General features: G+C 52.6%; 17 protein-coding genes. 7 read left to right on the forward strand and 10 right to left on the reverse strand.

Features of this window, described 5'->3' with window-relative positions; all coding sequences use genetic code 11:
* The 7 genes from PAT3040_RS31345 to PAT3040_RS31375 form a co-directional block, all read left to right on the forward strand.
* A partial coding sequence (locus PAT3040_RS31345) for an S-layer homology domain-containing protein (RefSeq protein WP_181376954.1) occupies window positions 1-262 on the forward strand: 262 nt, incomplete at its 5' end.
* A gap of 265 nt (window positions 263-527) precedes the next feature.
* Window positions 528-1,484 (forward strand): ABC transporter permease, encoded by a 957-nt coding sequence (locus PAT3040_RS31350; protein WP_087572019.1) that lies wholly within the window; start codon window positions 528-530, stop codon window positions 1,482-1,484.
* Between the two features lie 12 nt (window positions 1,485-1,496).
* Complete coding sequence (locus PAT3040_RS31355; RefSeq protein ID WP_108995768.1) at window positions 1,497-2,426, forward strand: carbohydrate ABC transporter permease; 930 nt, start codon at window positions 1,497-1,499, stop codon at window positions 2,424-2,426.
* Window positions 2,427-2,523: 97 nt separating this feature from the next.
* On the forward strand, window positions 2,524-4,020 hold the full coding sequence (locus PAT3040_RS31360) for an ABC transporter substrate-binding protein (RefSeq protein WP_108995769.1): 1,497 nt from the start codon (window positions 2,524-2,526) through the stop codon (window positions 4,018-4,020).
* A 156-nt stretch (window positions 4,021-4,176) separates the two neighbouring features.
* Window positions 4,177-5,940 carry a sensor histidine kinase gene (locus PAT3040_RS31365; RefSeq protein WP_108995770.1) on the forward strand — a complete coding sequence of 588 codons (1,764 nt, stop codon included), beginning with the start codon at window positions 4,177-4,179 and terminating at the stop codon, window positions 5,938-5,940.
* A complete protein-coding gene (locus PAT3040_RS31370; RefSeq protein WP_108995771.1) occupies window positions 5,915-6,676 on the forward strand; it encodes a response regulator transcription factor in 762 nt (253 codons plus the stop codon). Before PAT3040_RS31365 ends, PAT3040_RS31370 begins: the two co-directional genes overlap by 26 nt.
* Before the next feature lie 29 nt (window positions 6,677-6,705).
* Complete coding sequence (locus tag PAT3040_RS31375) at window positions 6,706-8,217, forward strand: ABC transporter substrate-binding protein (RefSeq protein ID WP_108995772.1); 1,512 nt, start codon at window positions 6,706-6,708, stop codon at window positions 8,215-8,217.
* A gap of 84 nt (window positions 8,218-8,301) precedes the next feature.
* Here PAT3040_RS31375 and PAT3040_RS31380 read toward each other — a convergent pair whose 3' ends face one another.
* The 10 genes from PAT3040_RS31380 to PAT3040_RS37705 form a co-directional block, all read right to left on the reverse strand.
* Window positions 8,302-10,389 (reverse strand): beta-galactosidase, encoded by a 2,088-nt coding sequence (locus PAT3040_RS31380; RefSeq protein WP_444980830.1) that lies wholly within the window; start codon window positions 10,387-10,389, stop codon window positions 8,302-8,304.
* Between the two features lie 18 nt (window positions 10,390-10,407).
* On the reverse strand, window positions 10,408-12,231 hold the full coding sequence (locus tag PAT3040_RS31385; RefSeq protein ID WP_108995774.1) for an FAD-dependent oxidoreductase: 1,824 nt from the start codon (window positions 12,229-12,231) through the stop codon (window positions 10,408-10,410).
* 95 nt (window positions 12,232-12,326) lie between these two features.
* Window positions 12,327-13,850, reverse strand: coding sequence for an extracellular solute-binding protein (locus PAT3040_RS31390; RefSeq protein ID WP_108995775.1), 1,524 nt, complete (start codon window positions 13,848-13,850; stop codon window positions 12,327-12,329).
* A gap of 52 nt (window positions 13,851-13,902) precedes the next feature.
* Window positions 13,903-14,766, reverse strand: a complete 864-nt coding sequence (locus tag PAT3040_RS31395; RefSeq protein WP_108995776.1) for a carbohydrate ABC transporter permease — start codon at window positions 14,764-14,766, stop codon at window positions 13,903-13,905.
* The gene (locus tag PAT3040_RS31400; protein ID WP_258235256.1) at window positions 14,760-15,620 is read right to left on the reverse strand and encodes an ABC transporter permease; all 861 of its coding nucleotides are present in this window, start codon (window positions 15,618-15,620) and stop codon (window positions 14,760-14,762) included. Before PAT3040_RS31400 ends, PAT3040_RS31395 begins: the two co-directional genes overlap by 7 nt.
* A gap of 199 nt (window positions 15,621-15,819) precedes the next feature.
* Entirely contained in the window at window positions 15,820-17,313 is a 1,494-nt protein-coding gene (locus PAT3040_RS31405) for a response regulator (protein ID WP_108995778.1), read from the reverse strand.
* Window positions 17,310-19,040 carry a sensor histidine kinase gene (locus PAT3040_RS31410; protein WP_181376955.1) on the reverse strand — a complete coding sequence of 577 codons (1,731 nt, stop codon included), beginning with the start codon at window positions 19,038-19,040 and terminating at the stop codon, window positions 17,310-17,312. Before PAT3040_RS31410 ends, PAT3040_RS31405 begins: the two co-directional genes overlap by 4 nt.
* Window positions 19,041-19,444: 404 nt before the next feature.
* Window positions 19,445-20,089 (reverse strand): bacillithiol biosynthesis deacetylase BshB2, encoded by a 645-nt coding sequence (bshB2, locus tag PAT3040_RS31415; protein ID WP_108995780.1) that lies wholly within the window; start codon window positions 20,087-20,089, stop codon window positions 19,445-19,447.
* 2 nt (window positions 20,090-20,091) lie between these two features.
* Window positions 20,092-20,448: a YojF family protein gene (locus PAT3040_RS31420; RefSeq protein WP_087572026.1), complete on the reverse strand. Its 357-nt coding sequence runs from the start codon at window positions 20,446-20,448 to the stop codon at window positions 20,092-20,094.
* Between the two features lie 77 nt (window positions 20,449-20,525).
* Window positions 20,526-20,763 (reverse strand): hypothetical protein (locus tag PAT3040_RS37705; RefSeq protein ID WP_219930341.1); only part of this gene is annotated, 238 nt, incomplete at its 5' end.

Genomic DNA, 20,763 nt, shown 5'->3' on the forward strand with positions numbered 1-20,763 from the left:
CGCCATAACGCGCCAAGACATGGCCGTCGTGCTGGGACGGGCGCTTTCCCTCGCGGGACTCGAGGGCAGCGCAGACCCCGCCCGACTGGATCGCTTCGGCGACCGCGACGCTATCGCGGGATATGCCCGAGATGCGGCCGCATGGCTTGCGCAGCTGGGCATTCTGAGAGGCGTCTCCGAGACGGCGTTCAGTCCAACGACGAACGTCACCAGGGCACAGGCGACCGTGGCCGTCATTCGAATGCTGGAGAGCTTGAAGTAGCTCTCGACGGCAGGTTCATCTTCTTAACATGCAGCATACCTTGATCGAAAATCATTAAAAAACTTAAAAATAGCGGTGCAAGGGAGACTATCCCTGCACCGCTATTTTTTGATTTACAGCAGTCTCCTACCAGCCGCACACGTCCATAAACAACAGGTACATAACGTTTGTTGACTATAGTATCAAGTTTGTTGTCTAGAAGCATCGAATCCATCCATTATACAATAGGGGTCAAGCAGGAGAAACACCGGAAGGAGCGACAGACATGAGTATGGCAACCGAACGCCGCAACAAAAGAAAGCGCTCGCAATTTCGTTGGCGCAAGCAGGATACGGAACTCACCCTCTTGGCACTGCCCACAACGATTTGGTACCTATTGTTCTGTTTCCTGCCTATGTTTGGAATCATTATCGCCTTCAAGAACTTCAAGATTAGCGGCGGCTTCTTGAGCAACGTGTTTAATAGCCCTTGGGTCGGTTTCAAAAACTTCGAGTTTTTATTTACGTCGAACGACGCTTGGATCATTATTCGAAATACGATCGGATACAACATTATTTTTATCGTTCTGGGCATTGTGCTTCCCGTTCTGTTTGCGATTATGATCGGCCTGCTCCACAATCGCAAAGCAAGCAAAATCTATCAGACCATGATGTTCCTCCCCTACTTCCTGTCCTGGGTTGTCGTATCCGCCGTAGGCTGGGCGTTCCTCAGCTTCGATAAAGGGATTCTCAACCAAATGCTTGCGAGCGCAGGCAGCGATCCCGTTAACTGGTACATGGAACCGGCATACTGGCCTTACTTTTTGATTCTGCTTAATGTTTGGAAGGGCTTAGGTTATGGCATGGTCATTTATTTGGCAACGATCACAAGCCTTGACAGCACCTATTATGAAGCGGCCGTTATTGATGGCGCCTCCATTTGGCAGCAGACGAGGTACATTACGTTGCCGATGCTCAAGCTCGTTATCGTCATGCTGTTCATTTTGGCGGTCGGACGTATATTCTACACCGATTTTGGCCTGTTCTACCAGGTCACGCGAGATTCCAATTCGCTGTTCAACGTGTCTACAACAATCGATGTCATGGTATACAAACAACTCAAGTCCGCTACCTTGGGGATGGCGGCCTCTGCCGCTTTCGTGCAGTCCGTCCTGGGTTGCGCAACGATTCTGGCCGCTAATTGGATCGTCCGCAAAATTGATCCGGATAGCGCGATGATGTAAGGAGGTAAGACATTGGCGACGAGAACGACTTACGAAACGGGCCTCGAAAAATTCAACCGTACCAGCAAAGCCGTAGACATCCTCTTTAACCTGAACTTTATCATCTTGGCGCTGCTCTGCGTCATACCCGTCATTGTAGTTTTATCCATCTCCTTATCCAGCGAAAACTCCATACGCGAGACGGGTTACCGCTTGTTTCCGGTTGCCTTGTCGGGAGAGGCCTACGCCTTTGTCGTCCAGCAAGGAACCATGATTCTGCGGGCTTTCGGCGTATCCGCGCTAGTGACCGTGGCAGGCACCGTGATTGGCGTATTGCTTACCACCACCATGGGCTATGCGCTTTCTCGCCCATCCTACAAGCTGCGCGGCTTCCTGACTTGGGTTGTCTTTATCCCCATGATATTTAATGGCGGCCTGGTATCCAGCTACTTCATCAACACCAATTTATTAGGGCTAAAAGATAGCGTCTGGGCGCTTATTTTGCCGCTGGCCGTGTCTTCGTTCAACGTGATCATATGCAAAACCTTTTTTAAAAGCACGATTCCCGACGGACTGGTCGAATCCGCCGAAATAGACGGCGCGAGCCAACAGCGGATCTTCTTTTCCATCATCCTTCCGATTTCCTTGCCGGTCATTGCTACCATCGGACTGTTCCTCTGCTTCTCTTATTGGAATGATTGGTTCCAATCGATGCTCTATATCGACAACCAGAACCTCTATTCTCTGCAGGCGCTGTTAAATAGCTTGATGAGCAATGTGGACGCGCTTGCCAAAAATGCCGCGAGCATGGGCGTCAGCTACGCCGTGCTTGTCGCAACGATGCCGAAGGAATCCGCGCGCATGGCCGTAGCCATTATTATCGTATTGCCTGTAGCCTTCGCCTACCCGTTCTTTCAGAAATATTTTATTTCCGGACTAACGATCGGCGCCGTCAAAGGATAAAAAAGAATCCACATCATTGAGACGCCTCGATAGAGGATTTCTCATAGATCAATGCAAGACCGTTACAGCCATACCACTTCCAAAAGGGGGAAATGAAATGAAGAAGTCTTGGAAGCTCGTCTCTACGCTTTGCATTCTCACGCTGATGGCGGCCGCCTTGGCAGCCTGCTCCGGCTCGAACACGCCTTCCGCAACAAACGAACCGCAGTCGGCCACGGACGCGCCTAAGAAAACCGAAGCGCCTAGCAAGGAAATTCCGACATTGGTCTGGTGGCTCATCGGCGGTCAAGTCCCTAACAACTTCGACAAAGCCGTCGATGCCATGAATGCGTACACGGCAGAGAAAATCGGCGTAAAAATCGATATCAAAGTAGCCAGCTGGGGCGAATGGGATACCAAAATAAACACGATCGTGAATACGGGCGAACCCTTTGACATCATGTTCACAAACAGCGGCAAATACAGCAAACAGACCGCTATGGGGGCTTTTGCCGATATCACGGATCTGGTTCAAAGCGAAACGCCCGACTTATACAAATTGATTCCCGAAAAGGTATGGGACGGCACGAAAATCGGCGGCAAATATTATTCCGTTCCCACCTATAAGGATTCATCGCTAACGCAATATTGGGTGTACGACGACAAGTACGTGCAAAAATACAATATCGATATTAACAGCATCAAAACGCTGCAGGACCTTGACGGGCCGCTGCGCAGCATGAAGTCTGGCGAAGGCAAGAGCTTCTACCCGTTGCCAATGACGCAAGGCGAAGGCTTAAACGGATTTTTTAACACTTATGACGATTTAACGCTGGGCTTCGCTCCAATTGGTGTAAGAACAGACGATGAATCGCGCACGGTTGTCTCCGTTCTCGAGCAGCCTGACATTATGGCCAATTTAAAGCTCCTGCATCAATGGTATCAAGATGGCATTATCAATCCGGATGCTCCGACCAAAACCGAAAATGACAAAGGCAGAGCATTTTTTGCCGCTCAGGCTTTCCCAGGTGCAGAAGTAAGCTGGCAAATCAATGATGCTGTCGAAAAGTATAGTATGGTTCAGCACTTCGGGCCGATCTATACAACAAGCACGATCCAAGGCTCCCTGAACGCGATTTCCGCCAATTCGAAATATAAAAAAGAAGCTCTGAAGTACCTCGAATTGGTCAATACGGATCCAAAATTGCGCAATATGCTGGCTTTCGGCGAGTTAGGCGTAGACTATAATAACGTCAATGGCGAAAAGGTAATCGAGCGAATTTCGGATACTTGGCCGCTGGCTGCTTACTCCCAAGGCACCTTCTTTAACCTGGCGGTTACCAAAGGCGCTCCCGAGGATCAATGGGATCAGGTTAAAAAGCTCAACGATGCGGCGATATCCTCCACTGTACTCGGATTCGCGCTGGACATCAGCAACATTCAGACCGAATTGGCGAATTCCCAAGCGGTATGGGATAAATACAAATATGAACTCATTACGGGCGCATCCGATCCGGAGAAAATGATTCCAAAAATTACCGCGGAATTAATGTCCGCCGGCATGGACACGATTATGAAAGCCGCTCAAGAGCAAATTAACGCCTACTTCAAATAATTGAATGAATAAGCATCCCATATGAAGACACTTTGTATGGGATGCTTGTTTCTTGTTTCTTATTTCTTGTTTATCTTGCTGTCTATGAAGCTTTCGCTAATCATGATAAAGTAGTAAATACTTACTTCCTGTGAGTTGCCGCAATCGAGGTGTTCTATGGGCTCTTTTCTGCAAATAAAAATTTATCGTTACAAGTTTATTGCCTATGTCATCTTCGTCGTGATCATTGGTCTTGCGCTCGGCCTTCTGACCTGCGCAATGCTGCTGAATCAATGGATCGGCGATGCCCGGCTAGAGGCCGCTAATGCTTTCGCGAGCGTAGAGAACGAGCTCCAGTATGATGCCGACCGAATCGAGGCTTACATGCAGCGCATTTACTCCAATCATAGTCTGATGGAAGATGCTCGCAGCTTTTTAAGCAGCAGCGTCGAAGGATATTTAACCGACAGTCTGCAAAACAGCCAATTCTCGCAGCCTTGGGTATCCTTCCCGGAGGATATTAAAACCTACCTGTACCACTGGGCGCAAGGCGGGATCACGCAGGTGAGTCTGCATACGAACCAATACGGCAATGTCGTACACTTTAGCGATAACGGAATTGAAAGCTACAAGTTCGGTATTCCCAATACGGACGAAACTTTCCGCGATACCCTTTTAAAGGGATTCGTATACCGTAAAAAATTATCGGATCCCGCACAGGGCTCCAAAGAATTAGGGGAGCTTCGTTTCTTGGTCAGCAGTGACCAAATCTTTAAATCCGTAGCCAATTATCGTTTGGGAAAGGCCGCTGCAGTCAGCGCCTCCCGCGAAATCTACCTGATCGGCAACGAACAGGACCAAGAGCTAAAGGAATTATCCCGTCTGGCAGCGGCGAACGGCCCCGGTCATGGTTATATCTCGCAAGGATTTTTTGATCATAACTTTTTTATCACCTTTACGTCCACCAAGTTCAATTTCAAATTCGTCAGCATCGTTGATTTATCTATGCTCATCAGGCAGCATGCCAACATGCTGATTACCGTCTTTCTAATCGTCTTAACGACCATGATCAGCGTGCTGCTGCTCATCGTGTACAATCTGCGAGATGATTCCCGCTTCTTGCACCGTATCATTCAATCGATCGGACGCGTAAAAACGGCCAATTTCACTCCCAATCGCCCTGCCCGTTACCGTCGCAACGAATACGGCATGATCGCAAGGGAATTAGACGATATGATTCAACAGTTGGATAAACATATCCGCAATGAATATTTGTTAAAGCTCAAACAGCAAGAAACCGAAATGAAAGCGCTTCAGAACCAAATCAACCCTCATTTTCTCTATAATACGTTAGAGGTTATCCGTTCTACCGCCCTTGTTAATCAAGACAGGGACACCGCCGATGCCATTGCCACGCTAGGAGCGCTCTTTCGCGAAATTGTCAAAAAGGAAAATATCATCCCGATTGCAAGCGAACTCGAATTGTTGCAGAAATACTTGGAAATTATGGAGTTTAAGTATCCGGGACGGTTTTTTTATCAAGTTAATGTAGACCAGGCCTTGCTCTCGATCCCTACCGTAAAATTTTGGATGCAGCCATTGGCCGAAAACTTTTTCGTCCATGGTTTTAACGCTAGCAGCGAGTTTAACTTGTATGTCGTTAACGGTTGGGAAGCTGAAGAACATTATGTATTGGAGTTCGTGGATAACGGGCACGGTATCCATGCGGACCGTCTGCATGCGGTTCAAAAAACGCTTTCGAGCCATGACGATCCTTCTTCCGACAGTATCGGTTTACGCAACGTCTATACAAGACTTCACTTCTTTTATGGCAAAAGCTTTTCTATCGAAATCGAAAATAACGAGGAAGCTGGCGTTAAAATTTCCGCACGGATTTCAAAAGAGGTGATCGAACATGTACAAACTGTTGATTATCGATGACGAACCTCAGATTTTGGAGGGAATGAAGCGCATCTTGGACTGGAAGCAATACGGGTTCAGTCGGATCGATACATGCGAATCCACGGAGGCAGCCATGTCCATGGTTGTGGATGTGCAGCCGGATGTCGCTATTTTTGATGTGTGCATTGGCAAAAATCTTGGTTATGAAGCGATCTACCGACTCAATGAGCTCCAAATCCCAACCAAATATGTCATCATGAGCGGGTATAGCGAATTCACGTATGCCCAAGAAGCGATTCGTTGCGGCGTCAAAGACTACTTGCTCAAGCCCGTAGATCGTACAAAGCTGCAGCGGGTGATAGAAAAAATCATCGTTGAGGATCTCCATGGCACGATCGGCCATGCAAGAAACGAAAGCTTGAACAAGGATCCCGTGCTGGGAGTAAGCTATGACAGCTTATCCAAGCTGCTCAACCGCATTCTGCTGATGATCAAAACGGAGTATACGCAAAATATTACCTTAAAATCGATCGCGGAGCGCTTTCAGATGAACAGCACCTATCTTGGACAATTATTTCTCAAAGAATCAGAAATGAAATTTTCGGAATATCTTATGGCTTACCGAATGCTCCTCGCGCAAGAACGAATTCAAGCGTCGGATGAAAAGATCTCTTCTATCGCGCTTTCTGTCGGCTATAACAATCTCAATTATTTCTATATGCACTTTCATAGCTATTTTGGAAAATCTCCCTCGGATCTGCGGGGGAAAGGTTAACGACGAGCTTGGCGGAAAGGAGATTATCGATGCTCACGCCCTCTACCCGCAAATGTATGTTGACAATCAGTCTTATCCTGCTGCTTGCAGCGTATTCGACCGGTTGTTCCAGGCAGTCTGGCAGATACTACGATCATTATGACGGCGAAACCGTTAATCTGATTTATTACACGATTGGCGAGCCCGACAAGGATCTAAAGCTCGTAAACGATAAAATAAACGAAATCATGGCACGCAAAATCGGCGTGACGATCACTTATATCAAGATTGGTTGGCAGGAGTATGAAGAACGGTTGAACACGCTTATATCCGCCGGGTCTCCGTTCGACATTGCTTTTGCGCCCAACTATGCGGCTACCGCCATGCGCGGCGCATGGTTAAAGCTTGACGACTATCTCGCAAGCCTGGGCAAGGATTTGTACGACACCATAGACCCTACCTTTTGGCAAGGAGCGCAAATGAACGACGGAGGCATCTACGGCGTGCCCACCAATAAAGAACTGGCCGTCCGCGACCATTGGATGTACCCCGCTTCCATCGTACAAAAATACGATATCGACATTACGAAGTACAATACGCTGGAATCGCTTGAACCTTTGCTCCGGATGATACAGCAAAATGAACCTGCATACCTCCCCATGGAGCTAGATCGGGATTCGCACAACTTTTTTGCTCTCTATGGCTACGAATATGTCATGAACCATAAAATTCCCTTAATGGTGAAATCGCTGGATCCAAACGCCGAGGTCGTGAATATCTTCGAAACAAAGGAAGCCCGGCAGGTTTTGGATACGTTGCGGCGTTATTATAAAGAAGGTTTTATTAACAAAGACGCGGCTCTCCGGGAGCCTGGCGGACTTAAGCGCGGGGAAAAAGTATTTTGGAAATCCTCCGGCGGCGGGCCGCTCTCGGAGACGACTTGGAGCAAGGATCGCGGCTACAAGGTTGTATCCAATCCCGTAACCCCCAGCGTCGTCACGACAGAAGCGGTACGCGGAGGCATCATGGCCGTCAATGCAAACACCAAACATCCCATTGAAAGCATCCAGTTTCTCAATCTGCTTAATACCGATCCCGAAATAAGAAACTTATTTAATTACGGGATCGAAGGGGTGCATTACAAACTCAATGAACAAGGGCAAGCGGTCCCGATTCCCGGCAGGGACAGCCGCGGCAACCCGATTCCGGATGCGCCGGCAAGCTATGCGGGAGTCCAATATACGCAGGGCAACTGGTTTATCCTGAGAACCATGGGCGGCGATAGTCCGGAACCCCTCGATAAATGGGACCAATTTCGCGAATACAATGCCGAAACCGTCAAGTCCACCGTGCTCGGCTTTACTCCCGATCTATCCAAGCTGGCCGTCCAAATCGAAAACATCGAAGGGGTATGGAGGAAATATTATTCCAGTCTAATGACCGGTACCGTCGATGTCGACTCGATCCTCCCCAAGTTTAATGAGGAGCTAAAGCAAGCAGGCATCGAAGAGGTAGGGATGAACGTACAGAAGCAGCTGGATGCGCGGCATACAAACACCTGAAGGTGATTCCAAAATCCGAAAACGTCCAGTCACTCACTGCCTAAGGCGTCAGGCATCACCTGGCTTTACAGAGTGATTGCTCCTTCAAACCGATCTGTCAACCTCTCTTCCGTTGTTGCCGCCTTCCCGCATCAAAGGACGAAACCCGTACGGCGGCAGGACAAGAGAGGCTCCGACCTCCCTCCCGTCGAGTTCCCGCACAACCTCCCGGATGGCGATACGCTGTTCCCGGGCGGTAAAATTAAGCACAAAAATATAATCGCGCACGCCGTCAGTCCGCATTCCGGCGGAGACGCCTTCCGGCCAATCGGCCCGAAGCGCGCGTTCAAGCGCTGTGTCGTCGGCAAGTTTGCCATACCAGTCATCCAGAAACGCCTGCTCGGTCCGTGCAGCCAAATAGTAGACCTTGCCGTCGCCGACGCGGTTGACGGTCAAGGCGGGATACCCCCGATAGAAATCGTCTCCGTATTCCGCAAGCACTTCCGCCGTCTCGGCATGAACAAGATCGCACATCAGCGAGACCGAATAGGTTGCCTCCGCCGATTTCCAGCCGTCCTTCTCCTTCATGACGATAAAGTTGCGATCTTCCGGATACAGCGAGTCGAGCTCCTCCGCCCATACGCCGGCCAATGAACGGAGCGGACCAGGGAAGCCACCCAGGAAGCAAAGATCGTTGTCGTCGACAATGCCGCTCCAATACGTCAGGACAAGCGCTCCCCCCGAACGGACGAAGGCTTCGAGCCGTTCGGCGGTACCGCGCTTCAGCATGTACAGCATCGGAGCCACCACAAGCTTGTAGCCGTCGAGCGGCCGATCCATCGGCACCACGTCGACCGGAATTCCCCGCTTCCAGAACGGCTCATAGTGGCGCTGCACCTCCCGGGCATAGCTAAGGTTCGGCTTGCGCGGCCCGTCCGCGCCTTCAACGGCCCAGCCATTCTCCTTGTCATAGATCAGCGCGACTGCCGCAGGGACTGTCGTGCCCGCGATCCGTTCCAGCTGCTCCAGACAATTGCCCGTTGCCGCAACCTCCCGGAACACCCTGGTTTCTTCGCGACCGCTATGATCCACGACCGCTCCGTGCAGCTTCTCCGAACTTCCCCTGCTTTTGCGCCACTGAAAATATTGCACCGAGTCCGACCCATGCGCTATCGCCTGTACGGACGACAACAGATGCATGCCTGGCCGCTTCAGCTTCGCCACCTCTTGCCAATTCGTCACGCTTGGCGTGCTCTCCATAAGCAAGAACGGCTGTCCGGGCTTCAGCAAACGAAATTTATCGTGGTGAAAGGCCGTCGAGCACGCCGTCTGCCAGTCGGGACAGCGTTCATGCCATTGCGGATAGCTGTCCCAGGATACGATATCGATATGCTCGGCCATTCGGGCATAGTCGATATTGCAGTCTCCCATAAAATTGGTGGTGACGGGAATTTCGGGCGCAAGCCGTTTGAACGGCTCGATTTCCGACTTCATGAAATCAATGCTTTGATAGGTGACAAACCGGTTCCAGTCGAGCTGCAGGCCATGCAGCTTGAACTCCCCGATCGGAGAAGGCGATTCGATCTCCTCCCAATCGGAATACGTGTGGCTCCAGAATGTCGTGTACCAGGCCTCGTTTAATCGCTGCAAATCGCCATCGTACTTCCTCCTCAGCCATAAGCGGAAAGCCGTCTGGCACAGCTCGCAATGGCATTCTCCACCGTATTCGTTGGAGATGTGCCACAGCAGAAGACCGGGATGCTTTCCGTAACGCTCGGCCAGCATCGTATTGACAATCCCGACCTTCTCCCGGTAAACCGGCGATGTGTAGCAATGGTTATGCCTCATGCCGAACAAATTGCGCACCCGTTCGGGCCTGACCCGCAGCACCTCCGGATATTTTTTCGCCAGCCATGCCGGCCGCGCTCCGCTGGGCGTCCCCAGAATGGTGAAGATGCCGCTCCGGTGCAGCCTCTCCATGGTATCGTCGAGCCATTCCATCTGAAATACCCCTTCCCGCGGCTCCAGAATGGACCAGGAGAACATGCCGATGGCCATGACGTTGCACTTGGCAAGACGCATCAGACGCAGATCCTCCTCCAGAATATCCGGCCGGTGCCGCCATTGCTCGGGGTTGTAATCCGCGCCGTGCAGCAAAGCGCGAAGCTGCGGGAAAAGCGGTTTTGATTCCATCATCACAGCGCCTCCATTCTAATAACAGGCAATCTCGAAAATGCGTGCATGATCCAATCCGTTTGTAGCGAGCACCTCCAGACGAAGTTTCGTTACTCCGTCCCATTGCACGCTACGTTCCATCTGACGCTGGTAGTTGTCTCGAACATGGAGCTCGCCGTTGCATACTCCGGCGCCGCCCTCATTCCACGTAAAAGCACTGATCCGGAATTCCTTTACCGTCTCCGGCTGCGCTCCCCATACTTGCTGCCGGTGCAGATGCGATTCGTGCGTCAGCGTCAGTCTGCGGTGCATGCCCGTGTCGAGCACAACGACGATCTCGCGAATCGATACCGGCTCGCTCCATTCCAGCTCGATCCAGGGCTGCCGATCGTCCGGCTTCGACATCCAGCGATGCGTGCCCGGCACCGCCAGTTCCGGTCTGACGCCGCGCTCTCCGTGCATAGAGCGGGTATGGCCGTCGATCACATTCGCCGCCCGGCCCTCCGGCTGCTCCGACGAAGCCCGCACCTCAGCGACGCTCGCCAGATTGCCGGACGCGTCAGGTCGAATGCCGGGAATATACGCGCCTTGCCGGATCAGCCGCCGCTGCGTACGCCGGACCAGTTCCCCGTCGCGCGACGCCTCCGTCGGCGTCAATCCCGCGCCAGCCGCCAATGCGGCGAAGGTGCCGGCGCCTTGGCCCATAACTCCGCATGTCGCCATTACCCTCGTGCTGGAAAAGGCGATATGGGTAGCCGATATATTGCGACCGGCAAACATCAGATTGTCCACATTGGCGCTTATGAGCGAACGTACCGGAATGCCGTATACATAGTTGGTGACGGGCTGGCGGCACGGCTCGCTGTCAACGGCCTCGATGCCCTGCGGAGGATGCGTATCCATCGGCCATCCCCCGTACGCAACCGCCTCCTCAAAGTGAACCGCCTCCTCCAGATCGGACTGCGTCAGTACATGCAAGCCGACGAAACGCCGCGACTCCCTTTTGCCCGGTACAAAACCGAACCAGTCGAGCGCCCAGTTCGCGGATTCCGGATGATGCCCGCTGTTCTTGATATGATCCCAGACGCCCATCATAATGGCGAGCAGTTCATCGCGAATGATCTCGTTGTCCGCGATCGTATCCAGCATGCCGCCGAATTCCACCCACCAGTAGCCGTATTCCCAGGAGCTGTGGTTCCGGTACTTCAAATCCTCCTCCGTAAAGCTTCGAGCCCACGCCGGCGCAACAAACGCCATCGGCCGCCCCATATCGCGGGTCGTAAACAATAACGAAGAGCCAAGCCTGTAAGCGTCTGCCGTCTCCGCAGCATACGACTCGCCATATTGCGCAGCCGCCTCCCTGCCCGTTGTGAACGCGGCCCCCGCCTCCTTGCCGAGGCGACCGTCGCCCGTACAGTCTATGAAAGCGTCCGCATAAATGCGGAACGCATGCTCCGTGCTTTCGCGCAGCGCCGTTGCCGACAAGATTCGATTGCCTTCCTTGCGCGCGCCGGTCACCGCAGTGTTGAGCATAAGCGTCAAATTCGGCTCGGCCCTGCATTTCTCGTACAATATGAGGTCGAACATGGAGGAGCTGCGCTGGGGATTGCGAACGGCGCATTCCAGCAAAATCTCTTCCACAATGCCGCCCTCCCTGGCTTCCGTCTCAAGCGCCCGGCCCCGCTTCGAATGCGCCGCCCCGACGATATGCATGCGAATTTCCGATGAAGCGTTGCCCCCGAGCACGGACCTGTCCTGGCAAAGAACGGTCTTCGCCCCGTTCCTCGCGGCTGCCAGCGCCGCCGCCACCCCGGCCATGCCGCCCCCGGCAACCAATACATCTGCGTATATTTCTTCCATTAGACACCAGTCCTTATAAGCGTATTGGCAACCCTGTGAACGGAAGAAGCTCCGTCTCCTTGCGGGGAAGGAGCTTCTTCGCCTGTTCGCTGTTTTTATTTCAAATAACCAAGCCCGCTCAAAATTTGTTTCGCATGTTCCGTCTCTTGCTCCAGCATAAACATGCTGTTTAACGAAGCCACGAATTGGTCAAAGTCATTGATGTCGCGTTTGTTGTAAACAAACTTCAAAAACTCCTCCTCGATAAAGCGGTCCCTGTCCGCATAATTGACTCCTTCGAGCTGCGTGATGAAGCCGTTGTACACAGTAAGCCTCGGCAATCCCGCCGCCTGGTCGATCCAGCTCACCTGATTCGGAAACTTGGCAGCCAGATAGCTTTGCTCCGGACGTCCCGTGAATTGATAGATCCAGGAAAACCCCGCATCGCCGGACTTCTCGGTAAGCGTCACTTTGTCGCCGTCCAGGATGAAATGCTCGCCTTCCAATCCGAACTGCACGAGATTAAGCCCTTCGCCGTGAGAAATATAGTTAAGCAGTTCCAGAATCCGGCTCAGCTTCTCCTCGTTGCTTCCGGCGGCTTTGGAAAGCGCCACGTAACCCGACGATCCGCCTGCATCCACGTAATCCACAGCTTCTCCGTATGCATGATCTTTGAAGGGCGGCACAATGACCCACTCGGCATCCGGATTGGCCGTTTTCCATACCTTCACCTTATCGTCTTTTACCATATCCGCCCATGTCGTGTAGACGACGCCGGCCATTCCCTGGAACGCTTTGTCGAGAGGCATTTTACCCGAATTGGTGGCCAGCTCGGGATCAAGCACCTTCTCGTCGGCCAACTTCTGCACGTAGGCCAGCACTTCCTTGAGCTGCGGGTCGGAATAGAAGTTGACGATCTCGCCATTCCGAATCTGATAGGTGGGGGCGGCGCCAAACGTCGTCATAATCGGCGTAAACGCATGAAGTCCGGTGAAGATGCCCGTCATCCCGTAGGTGTCGTTTTTCTTGTTGCCGTCGGGATCGTTTTTCGTAAAAGCAACCAATACGTCATTAAACTCGTCCAGCGTTGTCGGCATAGGCAGTCCCAGATTATTTAGCCAGTCCTGACGAATCCAGTAGGAGAATGTGCGCAGCGTCGGCTCCTTGGCCACCCCGTACACCTTGCCATTTACGGTCGTTTTGTCGAAGCCGCCTTGTCCGAGAAATTCCTTCACCTGAGCCAGCTTGCCCAAATGCGGCGTCAGATCCGCCAGCAGGCCGCGGGAAGCGTAATCGCGATAGTCGTTGGCCGAGCTGAACATCATCAGATCGGGCAAGTTGTTGCCGGCGGCGCGGACATTCAGCTTATCCATCAACTCCGTTTCGGAAACGATTTTCAGATTGATGTCCAGCTCCTCTTTCAGCTTGTTGACCACGAAGTCTCCCGTCTCAGGCGGCAGTGTGCCCCAAGAATTCATCACCATTTCAATATCGATGACTTCCCTTGGCTTCTCGGTTGCAGCGGGCGGCGGACTCGAACCGGAGCCTCCCGGAGTGGCATTACCACTGCAGGCCGCCAGCAGCGAGACGGCGAGCAGGATGGAGCAAGCAGTTTGAAGCATCTTCAATTTTTTAGTCATCGTACCCCTTCTTTCTGTTCCATAATGTTGTATAAAAACCGGAATCCGGCTTCTACCCTTTGATCGCGCCAATCAGCATGCCTTTAATAAAATATTTCTGGATGAACGGATAAACCATAATCATGGGCAGACTCGCTACTACGACAGCCGCCATTTGCAGCGTAACCGTCGGCAGCGTAACATCCACGTTAATATCATCCATCGACTGATTCATCATCAGAATGTTGCGAACCACGACCTGCAGGGGATACAGAGCGGCATCTTGCACATACAGCACCGCCTGGAAATACAAATTCCAATATTGAACCATGTAGAATAAGCCAATGGTGACCAGCGATGGTACCGACAGCGGCGCCACGATGGTGGTCAGAATGCGCCATTCCTTGGCACCGTCAATTTTGGCAGCCTCGAATATTTCTTCGGGCAAACTTTCGAAAAAACTTTTCATAATCAAAAGGTTAAAAGCCGAGACGGCGTTCGGGATCAGCATCGCCCAGACGGTGTTGAGCAGCCCGACCTTCTGCACAAGAAGATAGGTAGGGATCAATCCGCCGTTGAACAGCATCGTAAACAGAATAAGCAGCAGAATCAGCGATCTTCCCTTCAGCTTCCTGCGGCTAAGCGGATATGCCATCAGCATCGTAAGCATCAGGCTAAGCGAGGTTCCGACCACCGTTACAAACGCGCTGACCCCGAAGCTTCGCGGCAGCTTCGTTCTCTCCAGCAGATACTGGTAAGCATCGAACGTAACGCTGTTGGGAATAAACACATACCCCCCGTTGCGCAGCACCTCGCCATACGGCGTAAGCGACATGGACACCACAAACATAAGAGGAACAACCGCAACAAGCGCCGCGAACAACAACACAGCATAGACCATCACATCGAACCAGCGTTCCGAACGTCCCCTCACCATACGCCTTGCCCCCATCTCTTCGCCAGCGCATTTGCGCCAAGCACCAGCCACAGGCCGATAAAGGATTTGAACAAACCGACAGCCGCCGCCAGACTGAAGTTGAGACGTTCCAGCCCTGTTCGATATACCCAGGTATCGATAATATCCGCTACCGGATATACCCGAATGTTGTACATAATATAGACTTGCTCGAATCCGGCATCCAAAATATGCCCCAGCCGCAATATGAGCAGCAGCACGAAAACATGCGCGATGCCGGGAAGCGTAATATGCCGCATCATGCGGAAGCGGCTTGCTCCGTCCACTCGCGCCGCCTCATACAACGCCGGATCAATCGCGGACATCGCAGCCAGATAGATGATCGCCCCCCAGCCGATATCTTTCCAAATCTCCGATCCCACCAGCACGCTGCGGAACCAGTCCGTGGAGGACAGGAACGGCACGGCATCCAGCCCGATCGATTGGATCATCCGGTTCAGAATACCAGTTGTCTCCGACAGAAACGCAAGCGCAATACCGTAAATAATGACCCACGAGAGGAAATGCGGCATATAGGTCAATGTCTGAACCGAACGCTTGAACCATGCCTTCCGGCACTCGTTTAGCAGCAGTGCCATCACAATATCGGGCGCCATGCCGAATACAATTTTGTACAAACTGATCAAAAACGTGTTCATCAGCAACTGGGAAAAATACGTCGATCGATAGAAGTATTCGAAATGTTTGTACCAGGGATCGGCCCACGGACTTGCGGCGATGCCTTCGAGCAGATCGTAATCCTTGAATGCGATAATAACGCCGTACATCGGAAAATACTTAAATACGATAAAAAATGCGAGTCCCGGCAAAAGCATCAAATACCAGGGCCATTGCGCCCCCAATTCCTTCCGCCATCGGCGGCGGACCGAAGGCGAATGGCGAGTTGTCGACGCATTAGGCAAATTCTGAGCCATGGATGCCCTCCTTGTCTTATGGTTACATTCAGGATAGCAGGAAGGAGTGTCCACGATAACGAACAGAATTAACAACCTTTTAGAACAAATTTTTGCAATTTCAGGAGTGGGCTTTGGCTTTGCGATATTCGCTCGGCGTCATTTGCGTCCAGCGGCGAAATATTTTGGAAAAATAGTTTTCATTCGCAAACCCTGCATAGTGGCTTATTTCGTGGATAGGCAGATCGGTTTTCTTCAAGTATTGTTTGGCCCGCTCAATCCGGTGCTTCTGTACAAAATTAATAAGCGTATCACCGGTCTTGCGCTTGAACAGGCCGCTTATATAATGCTCGTCCATGCTGATATACTCCGCCATGGACTTGAGTGTAATCTCCTTGTCGAAGTTTTCGTGAATGTAATAAATGATTTTGTTGATTTCCGGATGATCGGTATACTCCCGCTTCTCCTCGATCCGCCTCGCCTGCGCCTCCTCCAGCCGACGCTTCAGGACATGCAGCAGCGTCCCGTGGGAGGCCGCGAGCAGCAGCCGCTCCCGATTGCTCTGGGGGCTGTCGATAATGCGCAGCAGCAAGCCCTCCAGACGATCCGCCTCCTCCTTTACGAGAGGGATTCGGATGCTTCGCTGCTCCAGCAATAACCAGATTTTGTCCAGGATGCGGAAGGTCTCGTCCAGCTTGCCTAGCTCCATATACCGGATAAGCTTGCCTTCCAGCTCCCAGGGGATGGTCCGGTGCGCGTCCAATTCGGCTTGAGCGGGCAGGCGGCTTCCGGCCCCGTACCATCCTTGACGCAAGTCGTCCAGCGCCCGGAACCATACCTCCCTCACCCGCTGAGGCTGCGAAGACGCAAGCTTCAGCACGACGGCATTCGCCTGCTCCCGAAGGGTGCGAGCCCATGCCTGCAGCCTGTCGTAATCGCGGCAATCGCTTCGCCGCCAGCAGAAGAACGTAACCGTACCGCACCGCACGAAGGAATGAATCTCCGTGTTGCTTACAGGCTCGGCCATCTGCAACGCCCCCAGTTGCTCCGCTGCGGAGTCATCCCCGCCCGGCAGCAGCGCGACGATCATCCCGCCCTCGTATCCTTCGGAATCGACGACATAATTGGATGTCGAATCCTCTTCCGCCGCCCCCCGCGCAGAGTATAGCTGCCACCAGGCGGAATACAAACCGCTCCATTTGTCATGGAATCGCTCCGACCGCCGCGACTGGCGCTTGCCCAGTTCCGCCGACAGCTCGAGCAACTTGCCGCGAAGCGACTCGATGGACATGGAGAGCTTCAGGATATAGCCCGACGCACCGTATTCCAGCGCTTCCTTGGCGTACTCGAACTCATTGACGGCGGTCAGCATGATGAAACGGGTGTCGAGGCCAAGCCCTCTGGTTTGCTTGAGCAGTTCCAGGCCGTCCATAACCGGCATCATAATATCCGCGATCACGAGGTCGGGCGCCCCCTCCCTGATAAGCTCCAGCGCCTGCTCGCCGTCATCCGCCTCACCGATAATTTCATACCCCAACTTATGCCAATCGATCCCTTTGCGCAAAGAACGTCTAATATAAGGCTCATCTTCCACCAGCAATACTTTCCACATCATTCCGCTCTCCCTCCATCATCCGGTTCGTTTGGCGCTGCGAGCAGCAGCGGCATGCGCACCGTTACGCGCGTGCCCGGCTCCATCTCCACGATCGTCAGCTCGCTGTCGTTGCGGAACAGCAAATTGAGCCGCTCCCGTATATTGGCGAGCCCAATCCCCTTCCGCCTGCGCTTGTCTGTCTTCTCATGCGCCCTGTAGCCGCTTCCGTTGTCCTCTACCTCCAGCACCAGCTTCTCTTCGTCGGTATAGGCGCGAATCGTCACAAGGCCATCCTGCTTGCGTCGGGAAAAAGCGTAATTAATCGAGTTTTCGACAAGCGGCTGGAGGATAAACTTCGGCACCAGCGCATAGTTGAGCTCCGGCTGAATCTCATAGCGCACATGAAATCGCCTGTCGAAGCGAATTTGCTGAATATAATCATAGGCCTGTACAAGCTCCCGTTCCTTGTACAGATGAATGACCTCCTCCTCGGAAGCCAAACTTTGCTCCAACAGTGTCCCGAGCGCAATGCAAATATCGGTGGTCTCCCGGTCCCCTTTCTCGTGCACATTCCATTTGATCAAATTCAACGTATTCAGCAAAAAGTGCGGATTCATCTGGATCAGCAACATCTGCTGTCGAATCGCCTCCCGCTCCCGCACCTCCATCTTCAACTGCTGAATGAGCGAACGGATGTCGTCAACCATTCGGTTAAACGTTTGGGCCAGCGACAGCATCTCGCCCCGATATTTACCTTCCGGTATCATCGATTTCTGGAACTTTTCCTGCCCCATGTCGGACATTTTCCGCTCGAGCAGCTTCAGCGGCCGCGTTATGCCGGACGAAATGCCGAACGTAATCAGCACAAACAAAGCGGCGGTAATCATAAATGTAATAAACAGCTGTTTTTTGATATGATCCAGACTGCCAAAATAAATATCCAGCGTAAAGGCGGAGGCAATGTACCAATTCATCGGTCTTATGTAACCGGCATTGATCAGCAAAGCGTTCTTCTGATCGACAAATGATGCCTTGTCATGCTGGAGCGCGCGGATACGGGCGATCACATCGGGCTGCAATTGGATGTTGGATTTCGTCCGGGCCAATACGCGACCGTCCCGGTCCAAAATAATATAGTCCTGCTGGATAAGCAGATTGCGGCTGAAATGATGCAGCCAACCGGCATAATCAAAAGTAACTCTGAGCCATCCGATTATTTGCTCCTCCGATCGAATGACGGAATACAAGGAAAGCTCGTTGCCGGACACCCATTGGAAGCCTTCCCTGCTCCCCGCCGCCGTTTGAAACTCCGGCAGCTCTCTCCACTCCGGATTCTGCACGGCCACGGCCGCGGCGTTGCCGTATACATTGCCATATCGGTCAGATAGCTCGAATCGCACGTAGTTTTCCCCATAAGGCGCATATTGGCTGCGGTAATGCTCCAGGATAGGAGCGATCATCCCCGCATTCGCATCGGCATCCCCGCCGGGCTGCTCCAGCAGCTCGACAATAACCGGATTTAATTCCAATTGCAGCATCTGCGCGAACAGATCTGAACGCACATGGTTTAAATTATTAATAATGAAATTCAACTGCTCATTGTTTTTGTCCGACAGCTGACGGCCTATCATCTTCTCAATCTGACCGTAGGTATACATCTGAATAATGAGAAACGGAATGACAATAAAAATTAGGAACGATCCGAACAACCGGTAAGTCAACGTTTTGGGAATCCATCTGCTCCACATGCGCTCGCCGCCCCTCAAGTGTCGTTTTATGTCAATTTTATCATGCATAACAAATTTCTATTGCAATAGATTTAAGATGCCGCTAGAACAAAATTAGCTTGCAGGCCGGCATCGCGTGATTTCCCGGCATCAAAAAAAACCTGAACATTCGGATCGCGTAGAACGACTCGAATGTTCAGATTAAACGATTTTAAGGAGTTTCGACCGGCCTTGGGCTATTTATGCAATAAAAAAAAGCAGCAGCTCTGTCGGTTCCTTGACGGTGACATTAGGGCGGCTTGCTTTCGGTTGGTTATTTCTGGATTTATATTTCGTCTGAGCTCCTATCATTAAATTCCAAGGTTATCCTACCGCCTCGCCTAATGGTCGGGGCGGAGGAAAAACCCGCTGTTTGGCGCAAAGACTTAATCGTGAAACTTGTACGTATAGAACCGCTCCGTGCCGAACCTCTCCACCAAATCGGCCTTCGACATCTTGGCCGGGGACGGGAACTGGGATCGATGCGCGGAGATGGAAGCCACCTTCTGCGGCAAGGTCTCCCGTACGTCGTATTGAACATCGGGCGCGCCCAGCGCGACGACATGGTCTTTGGAGAATGCGACGCACAGCAGCTTGGGCCGATCTTCGGCAGGTATCCTGCCAATTACCCGTACGACCGCCGCACCGGTGGCGTCATGGTCGGGATGGACGCTGTAGCCGGGATAGAAGGTAAAGACCAATGTCGGGCGAACCTCATCCAGCAGTCCCGCGATGACCGATTCGAGCAGCTCCGGCTCTTCGAATTCGATCGTTTTGTCATGGAAACCGGGCAGTCGGAGATCCTGAATGCCGATGGCACGGCAAGCCTCCTCCAGCTCCAGCTTGCGGATGGCCGGCAGGGTTACCCGGCTCGCAAATGGCGGAACGCCCATGTTGCGGCCCATCTCTCCGAGCGTCAGGCAGCCGTAAGTGACTTGGGCACCCTCCCGCACGTACAGCGCCAGCGTCCCGGACATGCCATACGCTTCGTCGTCCGGATGCGGCAGCAGCACTAATATCCTTTCTGCCATGTCTATCTCTCCCTTCCGAACGGCTTCGGGCTCAGTTGCAGCGCAACGACCAGCTTGCCCGTGTTGTCATGGCCGGCCAAAATCAGCCGATCCGATTCCGTCTCTTCGTAATGGGTCAGACCCTCGCAATACACCCAGCCTTGAGCCATCTTAAGCCCGACCCGGTAAGGGCCGCCCCCGGAGATGCCTCCATGGGAATAAACGATGATGATATTGCTGATGAAGCTTGCGGCAGGATGCTTGGAACTATCGAAATGCGCGGCGTATGCGCCCGTCGTCTGTTCCAGATGGAGATATAGGGGATCTCCCGTCATGCTATCAATTCGTTGCTGAATGACCGATGGGTCGATCGGAAGCATTGGCAGCACCTCGCTTTCTTAATCTATGGTCTGCCGTCGTGGTCGTGGCAAGACTCGCTCTATTAGTGTACTACAACTTAGTCGATTGGCTCCAGCAGTCCTTTGTTCAGACACATCGCGACCGACAACGACTTCATGTTCGTCTCGCCGAACAGAATCTCGATGCCGTCTCCCGCCACCTTGGCAATGATGCCCGGTCCGAACACGCGATGCCGCACGGACAAGCCCGCCTTGAGCTGGGTTCGGTCGCGTAAAGCCCCGCCGCCCCGGCTCTCCGGCGAAGCCGCCGCGCTGTCGCGGCCGCGGCCCGAGCCT

Origin of the sequence: Paenibacillus agaridevorans (genome assembly GCF_003112455.1) — a bacterium.
Classification (GTDB): Bacteria; Bacillota; Bacilli; order Paenibacillales; family Paenibacillaceae; genus Pristimantibacillus; species Pristimantibacillus agaridevorans.